The sequence below is a fragment of the Pseudomonas sp. CC11G genome (genome assembly GCF_056174845.1).
In genome coordinates this window covers 14,487-33,419 of the sequence record NZ_JBWBZC010000001.1, presented here as the reverse complement: position 1 = coordinate 33,419, position 18,933 = coordinate 14,487, and the positions used below count along the sequence as shown (strand labels likewise).

The 18,933-nt window shown below is 61.1% G+C and carries 14 protein-coding genes and 1 pseudogene; 11 read left to right on the top strand and 4 right to left on the bottom strand.

From position 1 onward, the window contains the following. Positions 1 to 99 precede the first annotated feature (99 nt). From AC0V2S_RS00160 to AC0V2S_RS00150, 3 genes are read right to left on the bottom strand one after another with little or no spacing between them, the layout of a single operon-like run. Positions 100 to 1,203 (bottom strand): quaternary amine ABC transporter ATP-binding protein, encoded by a 1,104-nt coding sequence (locus tag AC0V2S_RS00160; RefSeq protein WP_475508005.1) that lies wholly within the window; start codon positions 1,201 to 1,203, stop codon positions 100 to 102. After that, positions 1,200 to 2,054 (bottom strand): ABC transporter permease, encoded by an 855-nt coding sequence (locus AC0V2S_RS00155; protein WP_475508004.1) that lies wholly within the window; start codon positions 2,052 to 2,054, stop codon positions 1,200 to 1,202. The genes AC0V2S_RS00160 and AC0V2S_RS00155 overlap by 4 nt, the downstream gene beginning before the upstream one ends. Positions 2,055 to 2,112: 58 nt before the next feature. Then, the gene (locus AC0V2S_RS00150) at positions 2,113 to 3,108 is read right to left on the bottom strand and encodes an ABC transporter substrate-binding protein (RefSeq protein WP_475508003.1); all 996 of its coding nucleotides are present in this window, start codon (positions 3,106 to 3,108) and stop codon (positions 2,113 to 2,115) included. 661 nt (positions 3,109 to 3,769) lie between these two features. On the opposite strand from AC0V2S_RS00150, the gene AC0V2S_RS00145 reads away from it, so the two are divergent. From AC0V2S_RS00145 to AC0V2S_RS00095, 11 genes and pseudogenes are all read left to right on the top strand, one after another. Beyond that, positions 3,770 to 5,599, top strand: a complete 1,830-nt coding sequence (locus AC0V2S_RS00145; protein ID WP_475508002.1) for a DUF1302 domain-containing protein — start codon at positions 3,770 to 3,772, stop codon at positions 5,597 to 5,599. Positions 5,600 to 5,622: 23 nt separating this feature from the next. Next, positions 5,623 to 6,984: a DUF1329 domain-containing protein gene (locus AC0V2S_RS00140; protein ID WP_475508001.1), complete on the top strand. Its 1,362-nt coding sequence runs from the start codon at positions 5,623 to 5,625 to the stop codon at positions 6,982 to 6,984. A 199-nt stretch (positions 6,985 to 7,183) separates the two neighbouring features. Continuing rightward, positions 7,184 to 8,089, top strand: coding sequence for a LysR family transcriptional regulator (locus tag AC0V2S_RS00135; RefSeq protein ID WP_475508000.1), 906 nt, complete (start codon positions 7,184 to 7,186; stop codon positions 8,087 to 8,089). A gap of 229 nt (positions 8,090 to 8,318) precedes the next feature. Continuing rightward, positions 8,319 to 9,599, top strand: coding sequence for an MFS transporter (locus AC0V2S_RS00130; RefSeq protein WP_475507999.1), 1,281 nt, complete (start codon positions 8,319 to 8,321; stop codon positions 9,597 to 9,599). A 12-nt stretch (positions 9,600 to 9,611) separates the two neighbouring features. After that, entirely contained in the window at positions 9,612 to 10,691 is a 1,080-nt protein-coding gene (locus tag AC0V2S_RS00125) for a M14 family metallopeptidase (protein WP_475507998.1), read from the top strand. Positions 10,692 to 10,884: 193 nt separating this feature from the next. Continuing rightward, positions 10,885 to 12,818 (top strand): annotated as a pseudogene (locus AC0V2S_RS00120) (DUF294 nucleotidyltransferase-like domain-containing protein). Next, positions 12,815 to 13,525 carry a 3'-5' exonuclease gene (locus AC0V2S_RS00115; RefSeq protein WP_475508680.1) on the top strand — a complete coding sequence of 237 codons (711 nt, stop codon included), beginning with the start codon at positions 12,815 to 12,817 and terminating at the stop codon, positions 13,523 to 13,525. Before AC0V2S_RS00120 ends, AC0V2S_RS00115 begins: the two are co-directional and overlap by 4 nt. 162 nt (positions 13,526 to 13,687) lie before the next feature. Continuing rightward, on the top strand, positions 13,688 to 14,167 hold the full coding sequence (locus AC0V2S_RS00110; RefSeq protein ID WP_475507997.1) for an RNA polymerase sigma factor: 480 nt from the start codon (positions 13,688 to 13,690) through the stop codon (positions 14,165 to 14,167). Further along, complete coding sequence (locus tag AC0V2S_RS00105) at positions 14,164 to 15,135, top strand: FecR family protein (protein WP_475507996.1); 972 nt, start codon at positions 14,164 to 14,166, stop codon at positions 15,133 to 15,135. The genes AC0V2S_RS00110 and AC0V2S_RS00105 overlap by 4 nt, the downstream gene beginning before the upstream one ends. 102 nt (positions 15,136 to 15,237) lie before the next feature. Beyond that, positions 15,238 to 17,640, top strand: coding sequence for a TonB-dependent siderophore receptor (locus tag AC0V2S_RS00100; RefSeq protein ID WP_475507995.1), 2,403 nt, complete (start codon positions 15,238 to 15,240; stop codon positions 17,638 to 17,640). A 203-nt stretch (positions 17,641 to 17,843) separates the two neighbouring features. Continuing rightward, positions 17,844 to 18,473 carry a glutathione S-transferase gene (locus AC0V2S_RS00095; protein WP_475507994.1) on the top strand — a complete coding sequence of 210 codons (630 nt, stop codon included), beginning with the start codon at positions 17,844 to 17,846 and terminating at the stop codon, positions 18,471 to 18,473. Between the two features lie 156 nt (positions 18,474 to 18,629). Here AC0V2S_RS00095 and AC0V2S_RS00090 read toward each other — a convergent pair whose 3' ends face one another. After that, entirely contained in the window at positions 18,630 to 18,932 is a 303-nt protein-coding gene (locus AC0V2S_RS00090; RefSeq protein WP_475507993.1) for a hypothetical protein, read from the bottom strand. Between the last annotated feature and the right edge of the window lies 1 nt (position 18,933).

The following is an 18,933-nucleotide window of genomic DNA, read 5'->3' as shown; positions in this document are numbered from 1 at the left end:
CCACGGTTTGCCGTTACGCCGCCGAATCCAGCGCCGGACTCACCAACTGCACCACCTTCTTGCGCGACAGCCAGCCCACAAACTCGCCGTCATCACCGGTCACCGCCAACGGCTGCGGCTCACGCAGCAACTGGCCCAGCACCTCATCCAGCCGGTGCTCGCCGGCACCGACGCCACGTCATCCAGGTACCCGGCAATATCCCGCGCGCCCGCTTCCAGCGCTCGCTGCGCCGCGCCTTGAGTCAGCACGCCACGCAGGTTGCGGCCATCCAGCACCGGCGCGTAGTCGAACGCTCGCTCCTGCAACCGCTCCAGCGCCCGTGCCGGCGCAGTGCGCGTGGTCAGGGTGAGTGCCTTGCGTTCGCTCAACGCATGGGAAGCGGTTAGCACCTTGCCGCGGTTCACGTCCTGCAAGAACGCCTGCACGTAGTCGTTGGCCGGGTTAAGCAGAATGTCTTCCGGCGCGCCTTCCTGCACCAGCTCGCCGTCTTTGAGAATGGCGATGCGGTTGCCCAGGCGAAGGGCTTCGTCCAGGTCGTGGGTGATAAACACGATGGTCTTGTTCAGCTTGGCTTGCAGCGCCAGCAACTGGTCCTGCATTTCGCGGCGGATCAGCGGGTCGAGCGCCGAGAAGGCTTCGTCCATCAACAGAATGTCGGCGTCGGTCGCCAGGGCGCGGGCCAGGCCCACACGCTGTTGCATGCCGCCGGACAACTGGCGGGGAAACTGCTTTTCAAAGCCCTTCAAACCCACCTGCTCCAGCCAGTGCCGCGCCTTGGCTTCGCGCTCGGCCTTGGGCATGCCTTGTACCTGCAAACCGTAGGCGGCGTTGTCCAGCACATTGCGGTGCGGGAACAACCCGAAGCGCTGAAACACCATGCTCATGGTGCGCTGGCGAAACTGCTCAAGCTCGCGCGGGCCGAGGGCCATGACGTCTTGGCCATCCACCAGGATCTGCCCGGCGGTGGGTTCGATCAGCCGATTGAAGTGGCGAATCAGCGTGGACTTGCCCGAACCGGACAACCCCATGATCACGTAAATGCTGCCGGCCTCGATGCTCAGGCTGATGTCGCGCAGCCCGACCGTGTGGCCGTTCTTGCCCAGCAATTCGGCTTTGCTCATGCCGCCCCGCACCGCCTCCAGGCAAGCCTTTTCATGGCGGCCGAAGATTTTGTAGATGCCACGGATTTCAATCTTGTTCATTGCGAAACTCCTTGCTGGCGCTTGCCGTAAGCCTGGGTGATGCGGTCGAACATGATCGCCAGGGCGACGATGGCCAGACCCGCCAACAGACCACGGCCCACCTCCAGACGGTTGATACCCAGCAGCACTTCCTGGCCCAAACCCCGGGCACCGATCATGGAGGCAACCACCACCATCGACAGCGCCATCATGGTGGTCTGGTTGATCCCGGCCATGATGTTCGGCAGCGCCAGCGGCAGCTGCACGCCGAACAGTTGCTGACGCGGGTTGGCGCCAAAGGCGCGGGAGGCTTCCAGCACGTCTTCATCCACCAGGCGGATGCCCAGTTCGGTCAGGCGAATCACCGGCGGCACGGCGTAGATCACCGTGGCGATAATGGCCGGAATCTTCCCCAGGCCAAACAGCATCACCACCGGAATGAGGTACACAAAGCTGGGCATGGTTTGCATCACATCGAGCACCGGGGTAAACACCCGCCGCGCCCAATTCACCCGGCCCATAAAGATGCCCATCGGAATACCGATCAGCACCGACAGGCCGGTGGCCATGATCATCAACGCGAGGGTTTGCATACCGCGGTCCCACAGGCCGACCAGGCCGATGACACACAGCAGCGCGGCCATGCCGACGCTCAGCAACAGGCGCCGGCTCACCGCCAGGCTCAACAGAAACACCGCCAACACAATCGACCACCAGGGCGCGACGCGCAGCAGGTGTTCCAGCCAGACCAGGGCCTGCAAAACCGGTTTCGACATCGACTCCAACACATCGGCATAACGCACCACCAACTGCTCAACAAAGGCATCGATGGCTTGGCGCAAATCGCGCGCGGGGAATAACTCGGGGAACATAAACAACACACTCTCTACGCAGCCCGGCCACAGCAATGCGGCCGGGCGGGCTCAACGACTACAACGCTTGCTTGACCTGCTCGGCAACGGCCGGCGGTACCCACTGGGTCCACACATCCGGGTGCTCATTGAGGAAGCGCTGGGCGGCCTCTTCCGGCTCGGCGCCTTCTTCCTCGTACCAGGACAGCAAGCTGTTGAGCTGGTCCGGACTGATGGCGACCTTGCTCAAAAAGCTCGCCAACTGCGGCGCTTGCTCGCTGAACTGGGTGTTCACACCGGTGAGCACTTTGGTCGGTGGGTAGCCGGTGGGCTTGGGGTTGGCGCAGGTGGGCAGCGTGTTGCACGCGGCGGCTTCGGCGTCCACTGGCGGCAGGTCGAGTTTGACCAGGTCCAGTTGGCCGACCACGGTGGTCGGTTGCCAGTAGTAGAAAACGATATTGCGTTTGCGCTTGTACGCCGAGGTGATCGCGGCTTTTTGCGCGGCGCCGGTGCCGGGGCCGAACAGCGTGTAGCTTTCGTCCAGCTTCAACGCCTTGAACAGATTGGCGGTGCTGACGCCACAGCTCCAGCCGGCCGGGCAATTGTAGAAACGGCCCTTTTCCGGTTCTTCCGGGTCGGTAAATTCGTCTTTGTATTTGGGCAGATCGGCGGCGCTTTTCAGCTCGGGAAAACGCTCGGCGACATAGCGCGGGATATACCAGCCTTCGGTGCCTTCAAACACGGTACCCAGGGATTTCACCTTGCCACCGGCAACGGCTTTCTCCCACGGCACACCGATGGTGGTGGCCCAGATTTCGGCGTTTACATCCACATCGCCGCGCTGCATGGCAGCCAGCATCGTCAGGGTTTCGCCAGACTCGACTTCAGTTTTGCAGCCATAGCCTTTGGCGATGATGAAACGTTCGATCTCGGTGATGATCAGGTTGGTTTCCCAATTCATCCCGCCGAATTTTACCGGTCTTTCCAGCTCGCATTTCGCGCTAGCCAGTGCCGGTAATGACACGGTGCATAAGCCGAGGCTCACGACACCTGCCAGGGTGGTGATGGACTTCATCGTCAGTCTCCAAACATCAGGAGCCAAGCAGGCTCCAAAAGATGAGTCGCGCAGGGCGACTCGCAGCAGCGCGGGCAGGGCCACGCCAAGAAAAAGGGCGCAAAAGAGGGCGCGCCCCAAAAGCAGAATCAGGGGTCAAACGAGGGTCAGGCAGAGGGGTACCCTACCGGAAATGACCGGCAAAGGCAAAAACCAGCCAAACACGATCACCGAAAATTGGCATTTTATTGCTGAAAATTAGCCTGTAAATCCGCTTGATTGGCGAAGTTGATTTTGGCTTTGGAGAAACGCTGATACGCCCCGGGGATGGGGGCTGCGGCGGAATTTGCCGTCGCCACTGAGATTCTGGATTCCCGCCTGCGCGGGAATGACGGAGATATATGCAAAAATCTCCGTCGTTCTCGCGCAGGCGGGGACCCAGAATCGCGAGATAAACCTCGCTCGCCGACCGAACGGCCACCCGTTCTTTGCTTCTTTCTGGTGCAGCAAACGCCCCCTTCCCGAGCCTCCCCAACCCCCACTTCGCGTTTGGTTATAGGCATCGGTTTTTCTCAGAATGCAGAACCTTCCCCGCTCCCTACCATGCCCCGGCACCTGACCTTCAGGCTGCGCTGGCCGGGCCAACCGCCAGCTTCTTTGACTGGTTCTGGCGGAGAGCAGGATGAAGAACACAACAACCAAGGGGACTATGTATCCCCACGCCCTGGCATTGGCGGTGGCATTCGCGACCGCGCTGCCGGCACAGGCAGAAACGTTCAAGATCGGGGAGATTGAAGGGCGTTTCGATTCCACCTTGTCCATCGGCGCGAGCTGGGGCATGGACGACGCAGACAAGAAGTTTATCGGCGTGGCCAACGGCGGCACCGCCTCCACGCGCACCTCGGACGACGGCCGGCTGAATTTCAAGAAGGGCGAAACCTTCTCGAAGATCTTCAAGGGCATTCACGACCTCGAACTCAAGTACGGCGATACCGGCGTGTTTTTGCGCGGCAAGTATTGGTACGACTTCGAGCTCAAGGACGAACACCGGTTGCTGTATGACATCGACGACAGCGGCCGCGATGCTGCCGCCAAGTCGTCCGGCGCGCAGTTGCTCGACGCCTTCCTCTATCACAACTACGACATCGCCGATCTGCCGGGCAGCGTGCGTGTCGGCAAACAGGTGGTGAGCTGGGGCGAGAGCACCTTTATCGGTAACTCGATCAACAGCATCAACCCCACCGACGTCGCCGCTTTCCGCCGCCCAGGCGCGGAAATCAAGGAAGGCTTGATTCCGGTGAACATGCTGTATGTCACCCAGGGCGTGACCGACAACCTGTCCGTCGAGGCCTTCTACCAACTGGAATGGGAGAAGACCGTCCTCGACAACTGCGGCACTTACTTCGGCGCCGATACCGCCGCGCAAGGCTGCAACACCGGCATGACCACCTACGGCAGCGACTTCAACCGCGACGTGGCCGGCGCCTACGGTTACGTGCCGCGGCTGGACGATGAAGACGCCCGCGACGGCGGCCAGTTCGGCGCGGCCATGCGCTGGATGGTGCCGGAGCTGAACGACACCGAGTTCGGCTTCTACACCATGAATATTCACAGCCGCACCCCGGAAAGCATGTGGACCGTCGGCCAAGCCAGCCTCTCCGCACTCAGCGGCGCACCGGGCCAGGCCACCTCGCGTTACTACCTGACCTACCCCGAAGACGTGCGCCTGTACGGCATCAGTTTTGCCACCACCACGCCGGACGGCACGGCGCTGTCGGGTGAAATCAGCCACCGGCCAAATATGCCGATGAGCCTCAACGGCACCGATGTCTCCACCACCGCCAGTGTCGGCGCGCTGGCCACCTTGCTGAACATCAAGGGCTTGCCGTTGTTCGATACCGACTGGGCCGAGACCTCGCGCGGCAGCCTGGTGCAGGGCTACAAACGCATGCCGTTCAGCCAGGCGCAGGTCAGCGGCGTACACACCTTCGACAACGTGTTGGGCGGCGACCGCCTGACCCTGGTTGGCGAGGTGGGCTACAGCCACATCGGCAACCTCGGCTCCAGCGACGGCTCCGACCTGCGCTTTGGCCGCAGCAGCGTGTACGGCATGGGCGAATTGAGCAGCGCCGGCACCGTGGCCATTCCCGGCATCGGCCTGGTCAGCGGCAACGAGCTGTGCACCAAGGTGCTCAACACCGCCAACCCCGACCAGTGCACCGACAAAGGCTTCTACACCGCCAACTCCTGGGGTTACCGCTTGCGCGCCAGCGTCGACTACAACGACGCCTTCGCCGGCATCAACCTGCGCCCCAACGTCGCGTTTTCCCATGACGTCGAGGGTTACGGCCCCACCTTCACCGAAGGCAACAAGTCGGTAAGTGTCGGCCTGGATGCCGACTTCATGTCCCAGTACACCGCCAGCGTCAGTTACACCGACTACTTCGGCGGCGACTTCAACACCAACACCGATCGTGACTTTCTCGCCGTCAGCGTCGGCGTCAGCTTTTAAGGGCGCAGCCCATGAGGTATCCCATGACACATAAACACCTTCTTCTGGCCGGCAGCTTCTGCCTGAGCCTGCTGGCCAATCAGGTAACGGCCGCCGTCAGCGCCGAACAGGCCGCGCAACTGGGCGGCACGCTGACTGCCGGCGGCGCCGAAACCGCCGGCAATGCCGATGGCAGCATTCCGGCCTACACCGGCGGCCTGCCGAGCAGCACCGGCAAGGTCGACGGCGACGGCTTTTTGCCCAACCCATATGCCGATGAAAAGCCGCTGTTCGTGATCACCGCGCAGAACGTCGCGCAGTACCAGAGCAAGCTCACGCCGGGGCAACTGGCGCTGTTCAAACGCTACCCCGACACCTACAAGATTCCGGTGTATACCACCCACCGCTCCGTCACCCTGCCGGACAAAAGCCTGGCGGCCACCAAAGCCAACGCCACCCACACCGCGTTGGTGGAAGGCGGCAACGGCCTGGAAAACTACCAGCCCGGCGCCGTGCCATTTCCTATTCCGCAAAGCGGGTTGGAAGTGATCTGGAACCATATCGGTCGCTACCGTGGCGAGACGTTCAAACGGATCGTGGTGCAAGCCTCGCCGCAAACCAACGGCAGCTTTACCCCAAGCGTGGTCAAGCAGCAGCTGGCGTCGCCCCAGGGCTTGAGCGATTACCAGCCGGACGAAATGGCCAATATCCTCAACTACTACCGCGAGGAATTCCTGGAGCCGGCGCGCCTGGCCGGCGGGGTGTTGCTGGTGCACGAAACCATCAACCAAGTGAAAGAACCGCGCATGGCTTGGCAGTACAACGCCGGCCAGCGCCGCGTACGCCGCGCCCCGCAGATTGCCTACGACAGCCCGGCAGCCGAAGGCATGCGTACGCTTGATGACTTCGACCTGTTCAACGGCGCGCCGGATCGGTTCGACTGGAAGCTGGTGGGCAAGCAGGAGCTGTATATCCCCTACAACAGCTACTCGCTGGAATCGCCGAAGCTGAAATACACCGACATCATCAAGGCCGGCCATATCAACCAGGACTATGCGCGCTATGAGCTACACCGCGTCTGGCACCTGGAAGCGACCCTGAAACCGGGCCAGCGGCATATCTATTCCAAGCGCGATATCTACATCGACGAAGACAGCTGGCAAGCCGCCGAAGCCGACGCCTACGACGGCCGTGGCCAACTGTGGCGGGTGTCCGAGGGCCACGCGACGTTCTTCTACGACTACAAGGTGCCGACCTTTGCTGCCGAAACCCACTACGACGTGCTGTCCGGGCGTTACTCGGTGAACTCGTTGCGCAACGAAGAGAAGAACGCCTACGAATTCAACGTGCCGTTTAGCCGTAAGGAATTTACGCCGTCGGCGTTAAGGGCGACCGGGATTCGGTAAAAGAGAGCGCCATACTTGGCGGTCTTGAATGGCCGCCTTTTACAGAGCATCGAGGCTGAAGCCTCTCCCACGGTGAATCGAGGTTCCTTGTGGGAGAGGCTTTAGCCTCGATGCTTTTGCTTTTGTAACTACCCACTCACAAGGCCCGCATTTTGCTTTAAATTCCGACACTTACTTCTCGATAGCCAGTGACGTTCTTATGAAGTTGCACCAGCTGCGTGCCATTGTGGCCATCTGCGAAAGCGGCAGTATTCAGGAAGCCTCGCGCCTGCTGCATATCTCCCAACCGGCCTTGTCCAAGGGGATCAAGGAGCTGGAAGCCGAGCTGGGCGTACCCTTGCTGGTGCGCTCCAATCGCGGCATCACGGTGACCGAATACGGCGAGCGTCTGGTGAAACGCGCCCGTTTAATCCTCGAAGAAGTGCGCCGCGCCCGCGAAGAAATCGACACCCTCAAAGGCGTGATGGACGGCAAGCTGTCCATCGGTGTGTCACCGGTTACCCCAAGCCAGCAATTCGTCAGCAGCCTGAACCGCTACCGCAAGCGCTACCCGAAGGTGCAGGTGCAGATTCACGAACTGCGTCCGTCGAAACTGATGGAAGGTTTGCGCGAAGGGTTGCTGGATATGGTGCTGACCTCCTTGCCGCAAGCGCGCAACGCCGATGGCTTTCACTGGACCGAGTTGTACCAGCAGCCCACCGTGCTGGCGGTGCGTAAAGACCACCCGCTGGCCGGGGCGAAATCGCTCAGTGAACTGAGTGGGCAGGAATGGTTGCTGCAAGATTCCATGGAGCAATCCAGCGTGGGTAGCCTGTTTGCCGAGCACGGCCTAGCGTTGCCGGAGAACGTTATTGAATGTGCATCGGTGGTGCTTTATTCCGAGCTTGCCGGCAGCAGCGATGCCATCAGCTACTGGTCGCTGCGGGTGCTGGAGCGCACGCAGTTCATCATGCAAAGCCTGTGCGTGTTGGACATTGCCGAGGCGGTGCCGCCGATGAATATTTCGTTGGTGTGCCGGGATTCGGAGCTGATGACGCGCGAGGCCAAGGCGTTGGCGGATGAGCTGATCTACGTCTACAAGAGTCCGCACGCCAAACATGAGTAAATGTAGGTTGGGCTGAGCATCGCGAAGCCCAACGGGTTGCCAGGCGTTCTGCGTGGGACCGATACGCGCCGGCTCGGCCGGCATGTTGGGCTTCGCTGCGCTCAACCCAACCTACGCTTCGATGTTTTTTAACCCTTGATAACCAACCACCATAGTCATACCCATCGGTGATTATTCAGCCGCGCTCCCCTGCGGCATTCTGCGCGCAACGGAACCGCAGAGACGCCCCATGCCCACCGATAACAACAAACCGCAACGCCTGATCGTGGTCGCCCTGCTGATGGCGGTGATGGTGATCAGCGTGTTGGACAAAACCATCTTCGCCTTCGCCGGCGTGCATATCATCGAAGAGCTCAACCTCACCCCCGAGCAATACGGCTTCGTCGGCAGCGCGTTTTTCTTTTTGTATTCGCTGTCGGGCATCCTCGTGGGCTTTCTGGCCAACCGCTTTCCCAGCCGCTGGATTCTGGTGGGCATGTCGCTGGTCTGGACCCTCTCGCAACTGCTGGTAACTGTCAGCAGCAGCCTTAACGCCTTGATCGCCAGCCGCCTGCTGCTGGGCGCCGGCACCGGGCCCGGCACGGCAGTTACGCAACATGCCTGCTTTAAATGGTTCGGCCCCACCGAGCGCGTATTGCCGGCCTCACTGATTCAGGTGTCGATCATGACCGGCGGGTTGCTCGGGGCCATTGCCTTGCCGTTTTGCATCAGCCATTTCGGTTGGCGCATGGCTTACCTGGGCCTGGCCGCACTGAGTTTTATCTGGCTGCTGTGCTGGCTGGCGTTCGGCGCCGAGGGGCAGCAAGCCACTACCGACAGCAGCGCGCCGAGCAACGACGGGCAGCCCATCAAATACCGCTACCTGCTGCTCAATCGCACTTTCCTGTGGATCTCGCTGATGTGCTTTCTCGCCTATTTGCCCAACGCGCTGTCGTTCAGTTGGTCGGCCGTGTACATGCAAAAGGGCCTGGGCTTGAGCGCCATGCAAACCGGCTACGTGATGTTCGCCGCCACCCTCAGCATCATCATTCTTAACCTGCTGGTGTCCGGTCTGTCGCAGCGCGCATTGAAAAACGGCGCCGACCTGCAGCGCAGCATGGTCTGGCCGCCGATGCTCTGCTGCATCGTCGGCGCCCTGGGGTTCTGCGCCATGGGCACCGTGGCCGAAAGCCTGGCGACCAAGCTGGTGGTGTATGGCATCGGCTGCGTATTGCTTAACGCCGTGTTCGCTTTCGGCATGACCATCACCGCGCATATTTCCCCCAGCGAACAACGCGGGGCGATGCTCGCCATTCACGTCGGCAGCATGACCGCCGCCGGCATGTTCGCGCCGTGGGCGGTAGGCAAGATGATCACCTGGCTGGACGGCAATATCGCCCATGGCTTCGAGCTGTCGGTAAACGGCTTCGGCTTGGCCACGCTGGTGTGCGCGGTGCTTGGCTTGCTGCTGCTTACTCCGGAAACCACCCGCCAGCGTCTGCTTGCCCGACGCACTCAAGTTGCCCACTGATTGGAACGCTCGATGAACCTTTCCTGCTTTTCGCAGAGTTATGCCCAGGCCCGTCAGGCCTTCCTAGCCAGCTGCGCCCGTCGTGGGCTGGCGGTTGAATCGCATATCCACCCGCTGCCCGGCCGCGACGGTGAACAACTGGCCATCGACGTGGCGTTTTATGGCAAACCGGACGCGCCCAACCTGCTGGTGATCAGCAGCGGTTGCCATGGCGTGGAAGGTTTTTGCGGCTCCGGCGTACAGGTAGACCGGCTCAACGACGACGCCTGGTTTGCCGCTACCCAGCGCGACGATTTGGCCGTGCTGTATATCCACGCGCTGAACCCGTACGGCTTCTCGCACCTGCGCCGCGTGACCCACGAAAACGTCGACCTCAACCGCAACTTCGTCGACTTCACCCAGCCCCTGCGCGACAACCCCGAGTACCGCGTGTTGGCTCCCGTGTTGCTGCCGAAAAAATGGCCAGCGGGCACCTTCAATTTGCTCAAGCTGCTGAGCTTTACCCTGCGCTACGGCCGCAAAGGTTTGCAGGCGGGCATCTCGCGCGGCCAGCACAGCGACCCCAACGGTCTGTTCTTCGCCGGCACCGCGCCGACCTGGAGCCACCTGCGCCTGCGCGACATCCTGCGCACCTACGCCCAGCGTTGCGAGCGCCTGGCCTGGGTAGACCTGCATACCGGCCTGGGCCCGCGCGGCCATGGCGAGCGCATTTACAAAGGCAAACAGACAGCCGAAGACATCGCCCGCTGCCGCCTCTGGTGGGGCGAACAGGTGACCAACGCCGCCGAAGGCAACTCGGCTTCGGCTGACCTCAACGGCACCATCGACCTGGCGGTAATGGACGAATGCCCGCACGCGCAATACACCGGCGTCACCCTGGAATACGGCACCTTGCCGGGCAAGCAGGTGCTCGCGGCACTGCGCGGTGAGCAGTGGCTGCAGAACCACCCGGAGGCGCCGCCGGCGCAGCACCAACTGATCAAGCAGCAGATGCGTGATGCGTTTTATGTGGATGCGGATGATTGGAAAATTCAGGTGCTGGAGCAGGCTAAGGAAGTGATGGAGCAAGGGTTGGCTGGACTTTATTCCTGATTCAAAAATTATCGAGGCTAAAGCCTCTCCCACAGGTTTCACATTTCTCTGTGGGAGAGGCTTTAGCCTCGATGCCCCTTGATCTCGTACGTTGGGCTTCGCTTCGCTCAACCCAACCTACACTTAGGTCGTATGGGCCCTACCGCCGATTCTCCGGACTATGGGCTTTCGACCCAAGGTCCGGACGCGCGTTATGAGCAAGGCCAACGAATTCGCCCAGGCGGGCAAAGTGGCGGTGCAGCAGAACATCCAGGGGCTGATGGAGTTTCTGCAGAAATTCCCGCCCTTCAATCAAATGGAAACGCCCACCTGGGCTACCTGCTGGAGAACTGCCAGCTGCGCTTTTATGGCGCCGGCGAAAGCATTCTCAAGCCCAGCGGCGGGCCGGTGCAGCACTTCTATATCGTCAAGCAGGGGCTGGTGGTGGGCGAGCGGCCGCACACGGCGCGACGCGGCACCGAAACCACGTTTGAAATCACTACCGGCGAATGCTTTCCGCTGGCCGCCCTGCTCGGCGAACGCGCCACCCGCACCGAGCACCTGGCAGGCGAAGATACCTTCTGCCTGCTGCTAGCCAAAGACGCCTTTATCAAGGTGTTCGCCCTCTCGGCACCGTTCCGTGACTTTGCTTTGCGCGGCGTGAGCAGCCTGCTTGATCAAGTGAACCAGCAGGTGCAGCGCCAGGCCGTCGCCACCCTCGGCGCGCAATATTCGTTGGATACGCCGTTGCGTGAATTGGCCATGCGCCAACCGGTGACCTGCAGCGCCGACACCCCGATTAGCGCCGCCGTGCGCCTGATGCATGAGCAGCAGGTGGGCAGCATCGTGATTGTCGACGAGGACCTACGCCCCACCGGTATTTTCACCCTGCGCGATTTGCGCTCGGTGGTGGCCGAAGGTGCGGAAAACCTCGCTGGGCCGATTGCGAGTGTGATGATCGCCAACCCGTTTCACCTGCCGACCAAGGCCAGCGCGTTTGACGCGGCGATTGCCATGACCGAGCGGCATATCGCCCATGTGTGCTTGGTCGAAAACGGCCAGTTGCGCGGCGTGGTGTCCGAACGCGATCTGTTTTCCCTGCAACGGGTCGACCTGGTGCATCTGGCGCGCACCATCAGCCACGCGAACAAGCTGGAAACCCTGGTGGCGCTGCGCAGCGATATTCATCAGTTGGTGGAGCGCATGCTCGCCCATGGCGCTTCATCCACGCAGATCACTCAGATCATCACCCTGCTGAACGACCACACCGTAAGCCGGGTGATCGAGCTGAGCATCGAGCAGCTGGGCGACCCCGGCGTGCCCTTTACGTGGCTGTGTTTTGGCAGCGAAGGGCGGCGCGAGCAAACCCTGCACACCGATCAGGACAACGGCATTCTGTTCGAGGCCAGCGACGCCGCCGATGCGGCCATCAAGCGCGGCAAGCTGCTGCCACTGGCCGAGCGCATCAACCACAGCCTGGATAAATGCGGCTTCAGCCTGTGCAAGGGCGGGATCATGGCCAGCAACCCGCAGCTTTGTTTGTCGCACCTGGAGTGGTCGCGGCGCTTCAGCAGTTTTATTCGCGACGGCAACCCGGAGAACCTGCTCGCCTCCAGCATCTACTTCGACCTGCGCGCGGTGTGGGGCCCGGTGGATGGCTGTGAGGTGCTGCGTCAGCAAATTCTGGTCGAGGTGGCGGATAACCAGATTTTCCAACGGCTGATGGCTGCCAATGCCTTGCGTAACCGGCCGCCGGTGGGGCGCTTTCGCGACTTTGTGGTGGCCCGTACCGGCAGCGAAAAGCACACGCTGGATTTGAAGGTCCAGGGCCTGACGCCCTTTGTCGACGGCGCGCGTTTGTTGGCGCTGGCCCATGGCATCAGCGCCGGCAATACCTTGCAGCGCTTGCGCGAGTTGATCGTCAAAGAAGTGATCGACCCGCTGGATGGTGCGGCCTACGAAGAGGCCTATCACTTTATTCAGCAGACTCGTATGCAACAGCACCAGCAGCAGGCGCGGCAGCAACAGCGCTACTCCAACCGGCTGGACCCGGACAGCCTTAACCACCTGGACCGGCGTATTTTGCGTGAGTCATTCCGCCAGGCGCAGCGTCTGCAAAGCAGCCTGACTCTGCGGTACCAACTCTGATGCTGCTCGATTGGTTAAGAGGCCGTACCGCGCCGCTCGTTGATCAGCAACTGACGGATGCCTGCGCGCAATTGCCCAAGCCCGGAGCCTGGAGCGAGGCGCCCCTGCGCGAGCAACGCTTTGTGGTGCTGGATCTGGAAACCAGCGGCCTGAATATGCAGCGCGACCAATTGCTGTCCATCGGCGCCGTGGTGATCGAAGACGGCGCCATCGACCTTGGCCAGCAATTCGAATGCACCCTGCAACGCACCGCGCAGAAGGTAAGCGCCAGCGTGCTGATTCACGGTATCGCCCCCAGCGCATTGGCGGCCGGTGTAGCGCCAAGTGAAGCGTTATTGGCCTTTATGCAGTTTGTGGGCGACAGCCCGCTACTGGCCTTTCACGCCCCGTTCGACCAGCACATGTTGGCCAAGGCATTGAAGGCCGATCTGGGCTACAGCCTGGAGCACCGCTTTCTCGATGTGGCCGACCTGGCGCCGCTGTTATGCCCGGAAATCACCCTGCGCCAAGCGGGGCTGGACGACTGGACCGCGCACTTCGGCCTGCACGTGCACCAACGCCACCACGCCAGCGCCGATGCCCTGGTGACCGCCGAATTGGCGCTGATTTTGTTCAGCCGGGCCCGCAAACAAGGCCTGGAAAGCCCGGCGGCATTGGCTGACGCCCTCTCCCGCTGGCAACGGCGCCAGCAGCGGCCGTCTCTGTAATCAACCTGCCAACCTGCCCACAAAATAAACCGACAACGTGCAATTGCGGCGAAAGGCCACTCTCTGTAATCATATGCGAATAATTCTCGATTTCGCGTTGGTTCTTCTTTGGCGGAGATTGCTGTGTCGGTTGGGGAAACCACAAACCACGAATTGGCGGGCATGCTGTATCGCGATCACCGCGATTGGCTGCTCGGCTGGCTGCGTAAAAGCCTGAGCTGCCCGCACCGGGCTGAAGACCTCAGCCAGGACACCTTCGTGCGCATTCTGGGTAAAACCGACGCCGTGCAAATGCGCGAGCCGCGCGCCCTGCTGACCACCATCGCCAAAGGTTTGCTGATCGACTACTTCCGCCGCAGTGCGCTGGAACGTACCTACCTCGACGAGTTATCCGCGCTGCCGGAAAACGTCCACCCCGATATCGAAGAACAGGCCCTGGTGCTGGAATCGCTGCGCGCCATCGACCGCATGCTCGGCACGTTGTCCAGCAACGCCCGCGCCGCCTTTCTCTACAACCGCATCGACAACATGGGCCACGCGGAAATCGCCGAACGCCTCGGCGTTTCCGTGCCGCGCGTGCGCCAGTATTTGGCCCAGGGCCTGCGCCAGTGCTACATCGCGCTGTATGGCGAGCCGACATGAACCGCAGCAGTGTTTCCGCCAAGGTGCTCGACGAAGCCATCACCTGGCAGCTGTGCCTGGGCTCGGGGGAAGCCAGCGACCTGGAAAAAGCCGAATTTCATCTCTGGCATGCCGCAAGCGCCGAGCATGCGCGCGCCTGGGGTCAGCTCAGCGGGCTGGACCAGCATTTCGCCAACGTTAGCAGCCAGCCCGCACGCCGCGCCTTGGTGCGCGCCGCCGACAGCGGCAAAGGCCGGCTGCGCAGCGGCGGCATTCTTGGCCTGTTACTGGCCGGCGTACTGGGCCTGAGCCTGGCGCACCAGCACCGCCCGCTGGGCGACTGGCTGGCCGATGAGCGCACCGCGCCCGGCGAACAGCGCGACCTGGAACTGCCCGACCACACCAAAGTGCGGCTCAACAGCCGCAGCGCCCTGGATATCGACTTCAACGCCAAGCAGCGGCGCATTTTTTTGCGTAGCGGCGAAATCCTCGTGGAAACCGCCCACGGCGACGCCCGGCCTTTTATCGTCGCCACCGACGACGGCGAGCTGCGCGCCCTGGGTACGCGCTTTCTGGTGCGTCACGAAGCCGAAGGCACACGCCTGATCGTGCTGCAGTCGGCCGTCGCCGCGCACCCGGCGCAAGCCGATGAAGAATTGATCATCAAGGAAGGCCAGCAAGTGTTTATGGCCGCGAACGCCTTGAGCGACGTGCGTACCGCGCCGGCCACGGCCGATGCCTGGAGCCACGGCATGCTGGTGGTGGAAAACATGCGCCTGGCCGATTTGCTGGAACAACTAGGCGACTACCGCCAAGGCTTCCTGAATGCCGACCCGGCGGTGGCCGACCTGCGCATCAGCGGCAGCTTCCCACTGCAAAACACCGACCTGGCCCTGGCCGCCTTGCCGCCCAGCCTGCCTGTGCAAATCCAGCACCGTGCAGCCTGGTGGACGCGCGTAGTCCCCGCTCCGGTCGTGGAAAAACCCTGAAAAAACGGCTGCTGAAAAATATTTTCACGCAGCCCTATCACTTTTTGATTTTGCTTCGGCATAGGGGCATTGAGATTAATTCCTTTCTGGGAGCCGCTCGCAATGCCGAAGACCATCAACCTGTTCCGCCCTACGCTGCTGGCTGCCGCCATGGCCTTCGCCAGCGTGCCTGCCCTGGCTGCCGACACCGCCGCCGTGCGCAGCTACCAGCTGCCGGCCGCGCCATTGGCCAGCACCCTCAACCAGATCGCCAGCCAGGCTGGTGTGGTGCTGAGCATTGATCCAAACCTGACGGCGGGTAAGACCGCGCAGCCGGTGCAGGGCAACTTCGATGCACAGACAGCGTTGCGTCAGGCACTGCGTGGTAGCGGCCTGACCCTGGTTGCTAACAGCGCCGGCACCTATAGCGTGGCTCCGGGTGCGGATGAAGCGTTTACCCTGCCAAGTGCAGAGATCAGCGGTAACACGGTGCAAGATGGCAGCGCTGATGCGGGCTACCGTACCGAGTCGGTCAAAAACGTTGGTGCGCTAGGTGGTATGAGTCTGCAAGACACACCTTACTCAATCAGTGTTGTGTCCAAGGAAATGCTGCAGAACACCCAGACCACCTCGACCGACGATGTGTTCAAGCGCAACCCGTTCACTCAACTGTATTCGCCGAAAAACGCTGGTTATGCCAGTGCCGTGGCCATCCGTGGTTTCAGTGCCGCCGGTAACCTGAGCATCGCCAACGATGGTTTGCGCTACAGCACAGGTTATGACGCAGGCAACTACGTCGAAGAAATGGAACAGATCGAGATCCTCACCGGCCTCAGTGGTTTCCTCTACGGCCCAGGCAATCCCGGCGGCTTGGTCAACTACGTACTCAAGCGCCCTACTGCTGAGCGATACAACAGCGTGACGCTCGGTAATGCGGGTGGTGAGAACTACTACCTGCATGGCGACTTTGGTGGCCCTATCGATGATGCCGGTGTGTTCGGCTACCGCTTGAACGTGCTGACTCAAGACGGTGAAACGGCTATCGACATGCAGAAACGTCGCCGCGAAATGATCAGCCTCGCCTTGGACTGGAACGTCAGCGACGATTTGCTGGTTCAGTTCGATGCATCGCACAAGAAGACTGAAACTCGCGGTTTGAGCAGCTACTGGTACGTCGACAACGGCGCTGACCGACCGGACGCCAAAGACCTGAGCAACGACAAGCTGTACAGCCAGAAGTGGTCGTTCTCCGACTCCGAGCATGATCGCGTTGGTTCGCGCTTCAACTGGCGCTTGAATGACATCTTCACCTTGCGCGGCGCCCTCGGTTACACCGAGTACACCGAAGAATATGTGTACACCGGTCCGACCATGTACTCGTCAACTTCTTACTCGCAGCCGCTGTATGCCTTTGCCCCAACCGACAAAGAAGAAACCTCCGGCCACCTGTTCCTGGACTCGGCGTTCAACACCGCCAGCATTGGCCACAAGGTAACGCTCGGCTATCAAGGCAATGTGCTGCGCACACGCGAATATGAAGACGCGATTCCGTACCCAGGCCCGCAGTACACCTCGCCGGTGGGCAACTTGCCCCTCAGCCAGACGCCACAGGTCGACAAACCCGACTACTCGATCGGGCATGGTGACCAGCGTCTGTCGGGTACCAGCGAATCGCAGAACGTCCTGATCGGCGACGTCATTACGTTCAACGATCAATGGTCGAGCATCGTTGGCGTTACCCACAGCAAGATCAAGTCGTCGTCCAACGACTTCGTCTACGCCAAAGCATTCGGTTACGGGGAAACAGTGACCGAGTACGACGAAAGCAAGACTTCGCCGAACTACTCGATCATTTACAAACCAATGCCATGGCTGACTACCTACGCCACTTACATCGAAGGTCTGGAGCCAGGCGGCTCTGCCTCGACGCGGCCTGGTTTCCCGGTAACTGCATTGCCGCCGGAAGTCAGCGAACAATATGAAATCGGTGCAAAAGCCACGTGGGGCGAAACGCTGTTTACTGCAGCGCTGTTCAAGATCGACAAGCCAAACTACATCAGCAACTTTGTTTACACCCCGAATGGTCGCCAGGTGAACAAAGGGCTTGAGCTAGGTGTAACTGGCAAGGTGATCCCGGGGCTAACCGTAGTTGGCGGCGTCACCCTGCTAGATCCTGAAGTGAAGAAGACCAACCTTCCAGAAAACGACGGCAACAAACCCACGAACGTGGCCTCGCAACTGGCCAAACTGTATGTCGAACAGGACGTATCAGCCCTTCCAGGATTTGCCCTCACCGGTGGCGCTTACTACACCGGCAAGCAATACACAGACGAAGCCAATAACTACAGCCTGCCATCGTTCACCACTTTCGACGCCGGTGCTCGCTACCGCACCAAGGTGAGCGCGGAAAATACGCTTACTGTCCGCGCCAACGTCAGCAACCTGGCCAACAAGGAATACTGGCTGAACAGCTACTACCTCGGCGACCCGCGCACCCTGACGTTCTCCGCACAACTGGAGTTCTAAGCCACGTGGGTTAGCCTCAAACAAAGCCGCCCTAAAGGCGGCTTTGTTGCTTAAAGGCATCGAGGCTGAAGCCTCTCCTAGAAGGGTTCGCGTGTTCCTGTGGGAGAGGCTTCAGCCTCGATGCTTTTGATCTGCCGGAAAGGACAACAACTGCGCAGCCCTGTACGGTTACACCCATCGCCCACTCCACCCAGGAGCCGCCTATGTCCACCGCCACCATGAAGCTTTTCCACAACCCCGCCTCACCCTTCGTGCGCAAGGTGTTGGTGTTTCTCCATGAAACCGGTCAGCGCGAGCGGGTGGAGCTGGAAACCGTTTTGCTCACCCCGACCAACCCCAACGCGGCAGTGAATGCCCACAACCCGGCCGGCAAGATTCCGGCGTTGTGCCTGGACGATGGTTCGCTGTTGCACGACAGCCGAGTGATCGTCGATTACCTCGACCACCAGCACGTCGGCGAACCGCTGATTCCCCTTGAGGGCGCCAGTCGCTGGCGGCGTCTGACCCTGGCCTCGCTGGCCGATGCGGTGATGGATGCGGCCGTGCTGATTCGCTATGAACTCGCAACCCGCCCGGAAGAAAAACACTGGGCCGAATGGCTGGCCGCCCAGCAGGCGAAAATCGTTCGGGCGTTGGTGGAATTCGAAGAAGCGGCTGGCGCGGAATTGCCCAGCCGTTTTGATGTGGCGTCGATTGGTATTGCCTGCGCCTTGGGCTATCTGGATTTTCGCCAGCCCGAACTGGCCTGGCGAAAGTCGGCGCCGAAGCTGGCGGCCTGGTATGCCGAGATCAGTCAGCGGCCTTCGATGTTGGCGACTCAGCCGCCGGCTTGAATGCGCTTCGTAGGTTGGGTTGAGTGCAACGAAGCCCAACAGTGAGCGAACCGTTGGGCTTCGCCTGCGGCTCAACCCAACCTACAAACAGCATCCCAATCTGTTGGGCCAACTGATGGCCAACCCGCGTATCTTCCCGCAACCCGACATGCCCGCTCATTTCTCCACACTCACACGAAACAGCCCGGCGCCGACCAGCAGCGCCACCTGGCCAAGCGCGGTGCACAGTTGCAGAAACGAGTGCACCGACGGGTTATCCACCGCATCCGGCGCGCCGGTGAGGCTGATCCAGAAGCTTTCGGGCAGCGCCACCAGGGCGAGGTGAGCGACCGGCTTGCCGGTCACCGCCAACAGTTTGATCACGTCGAACTGCTGGGCAAACATCAATCCCACCAGAATCAACAAGGCGACAAACATTCCGAGGGCCAGGCACAGGCCCAGTTGCAGAACAATACGCATG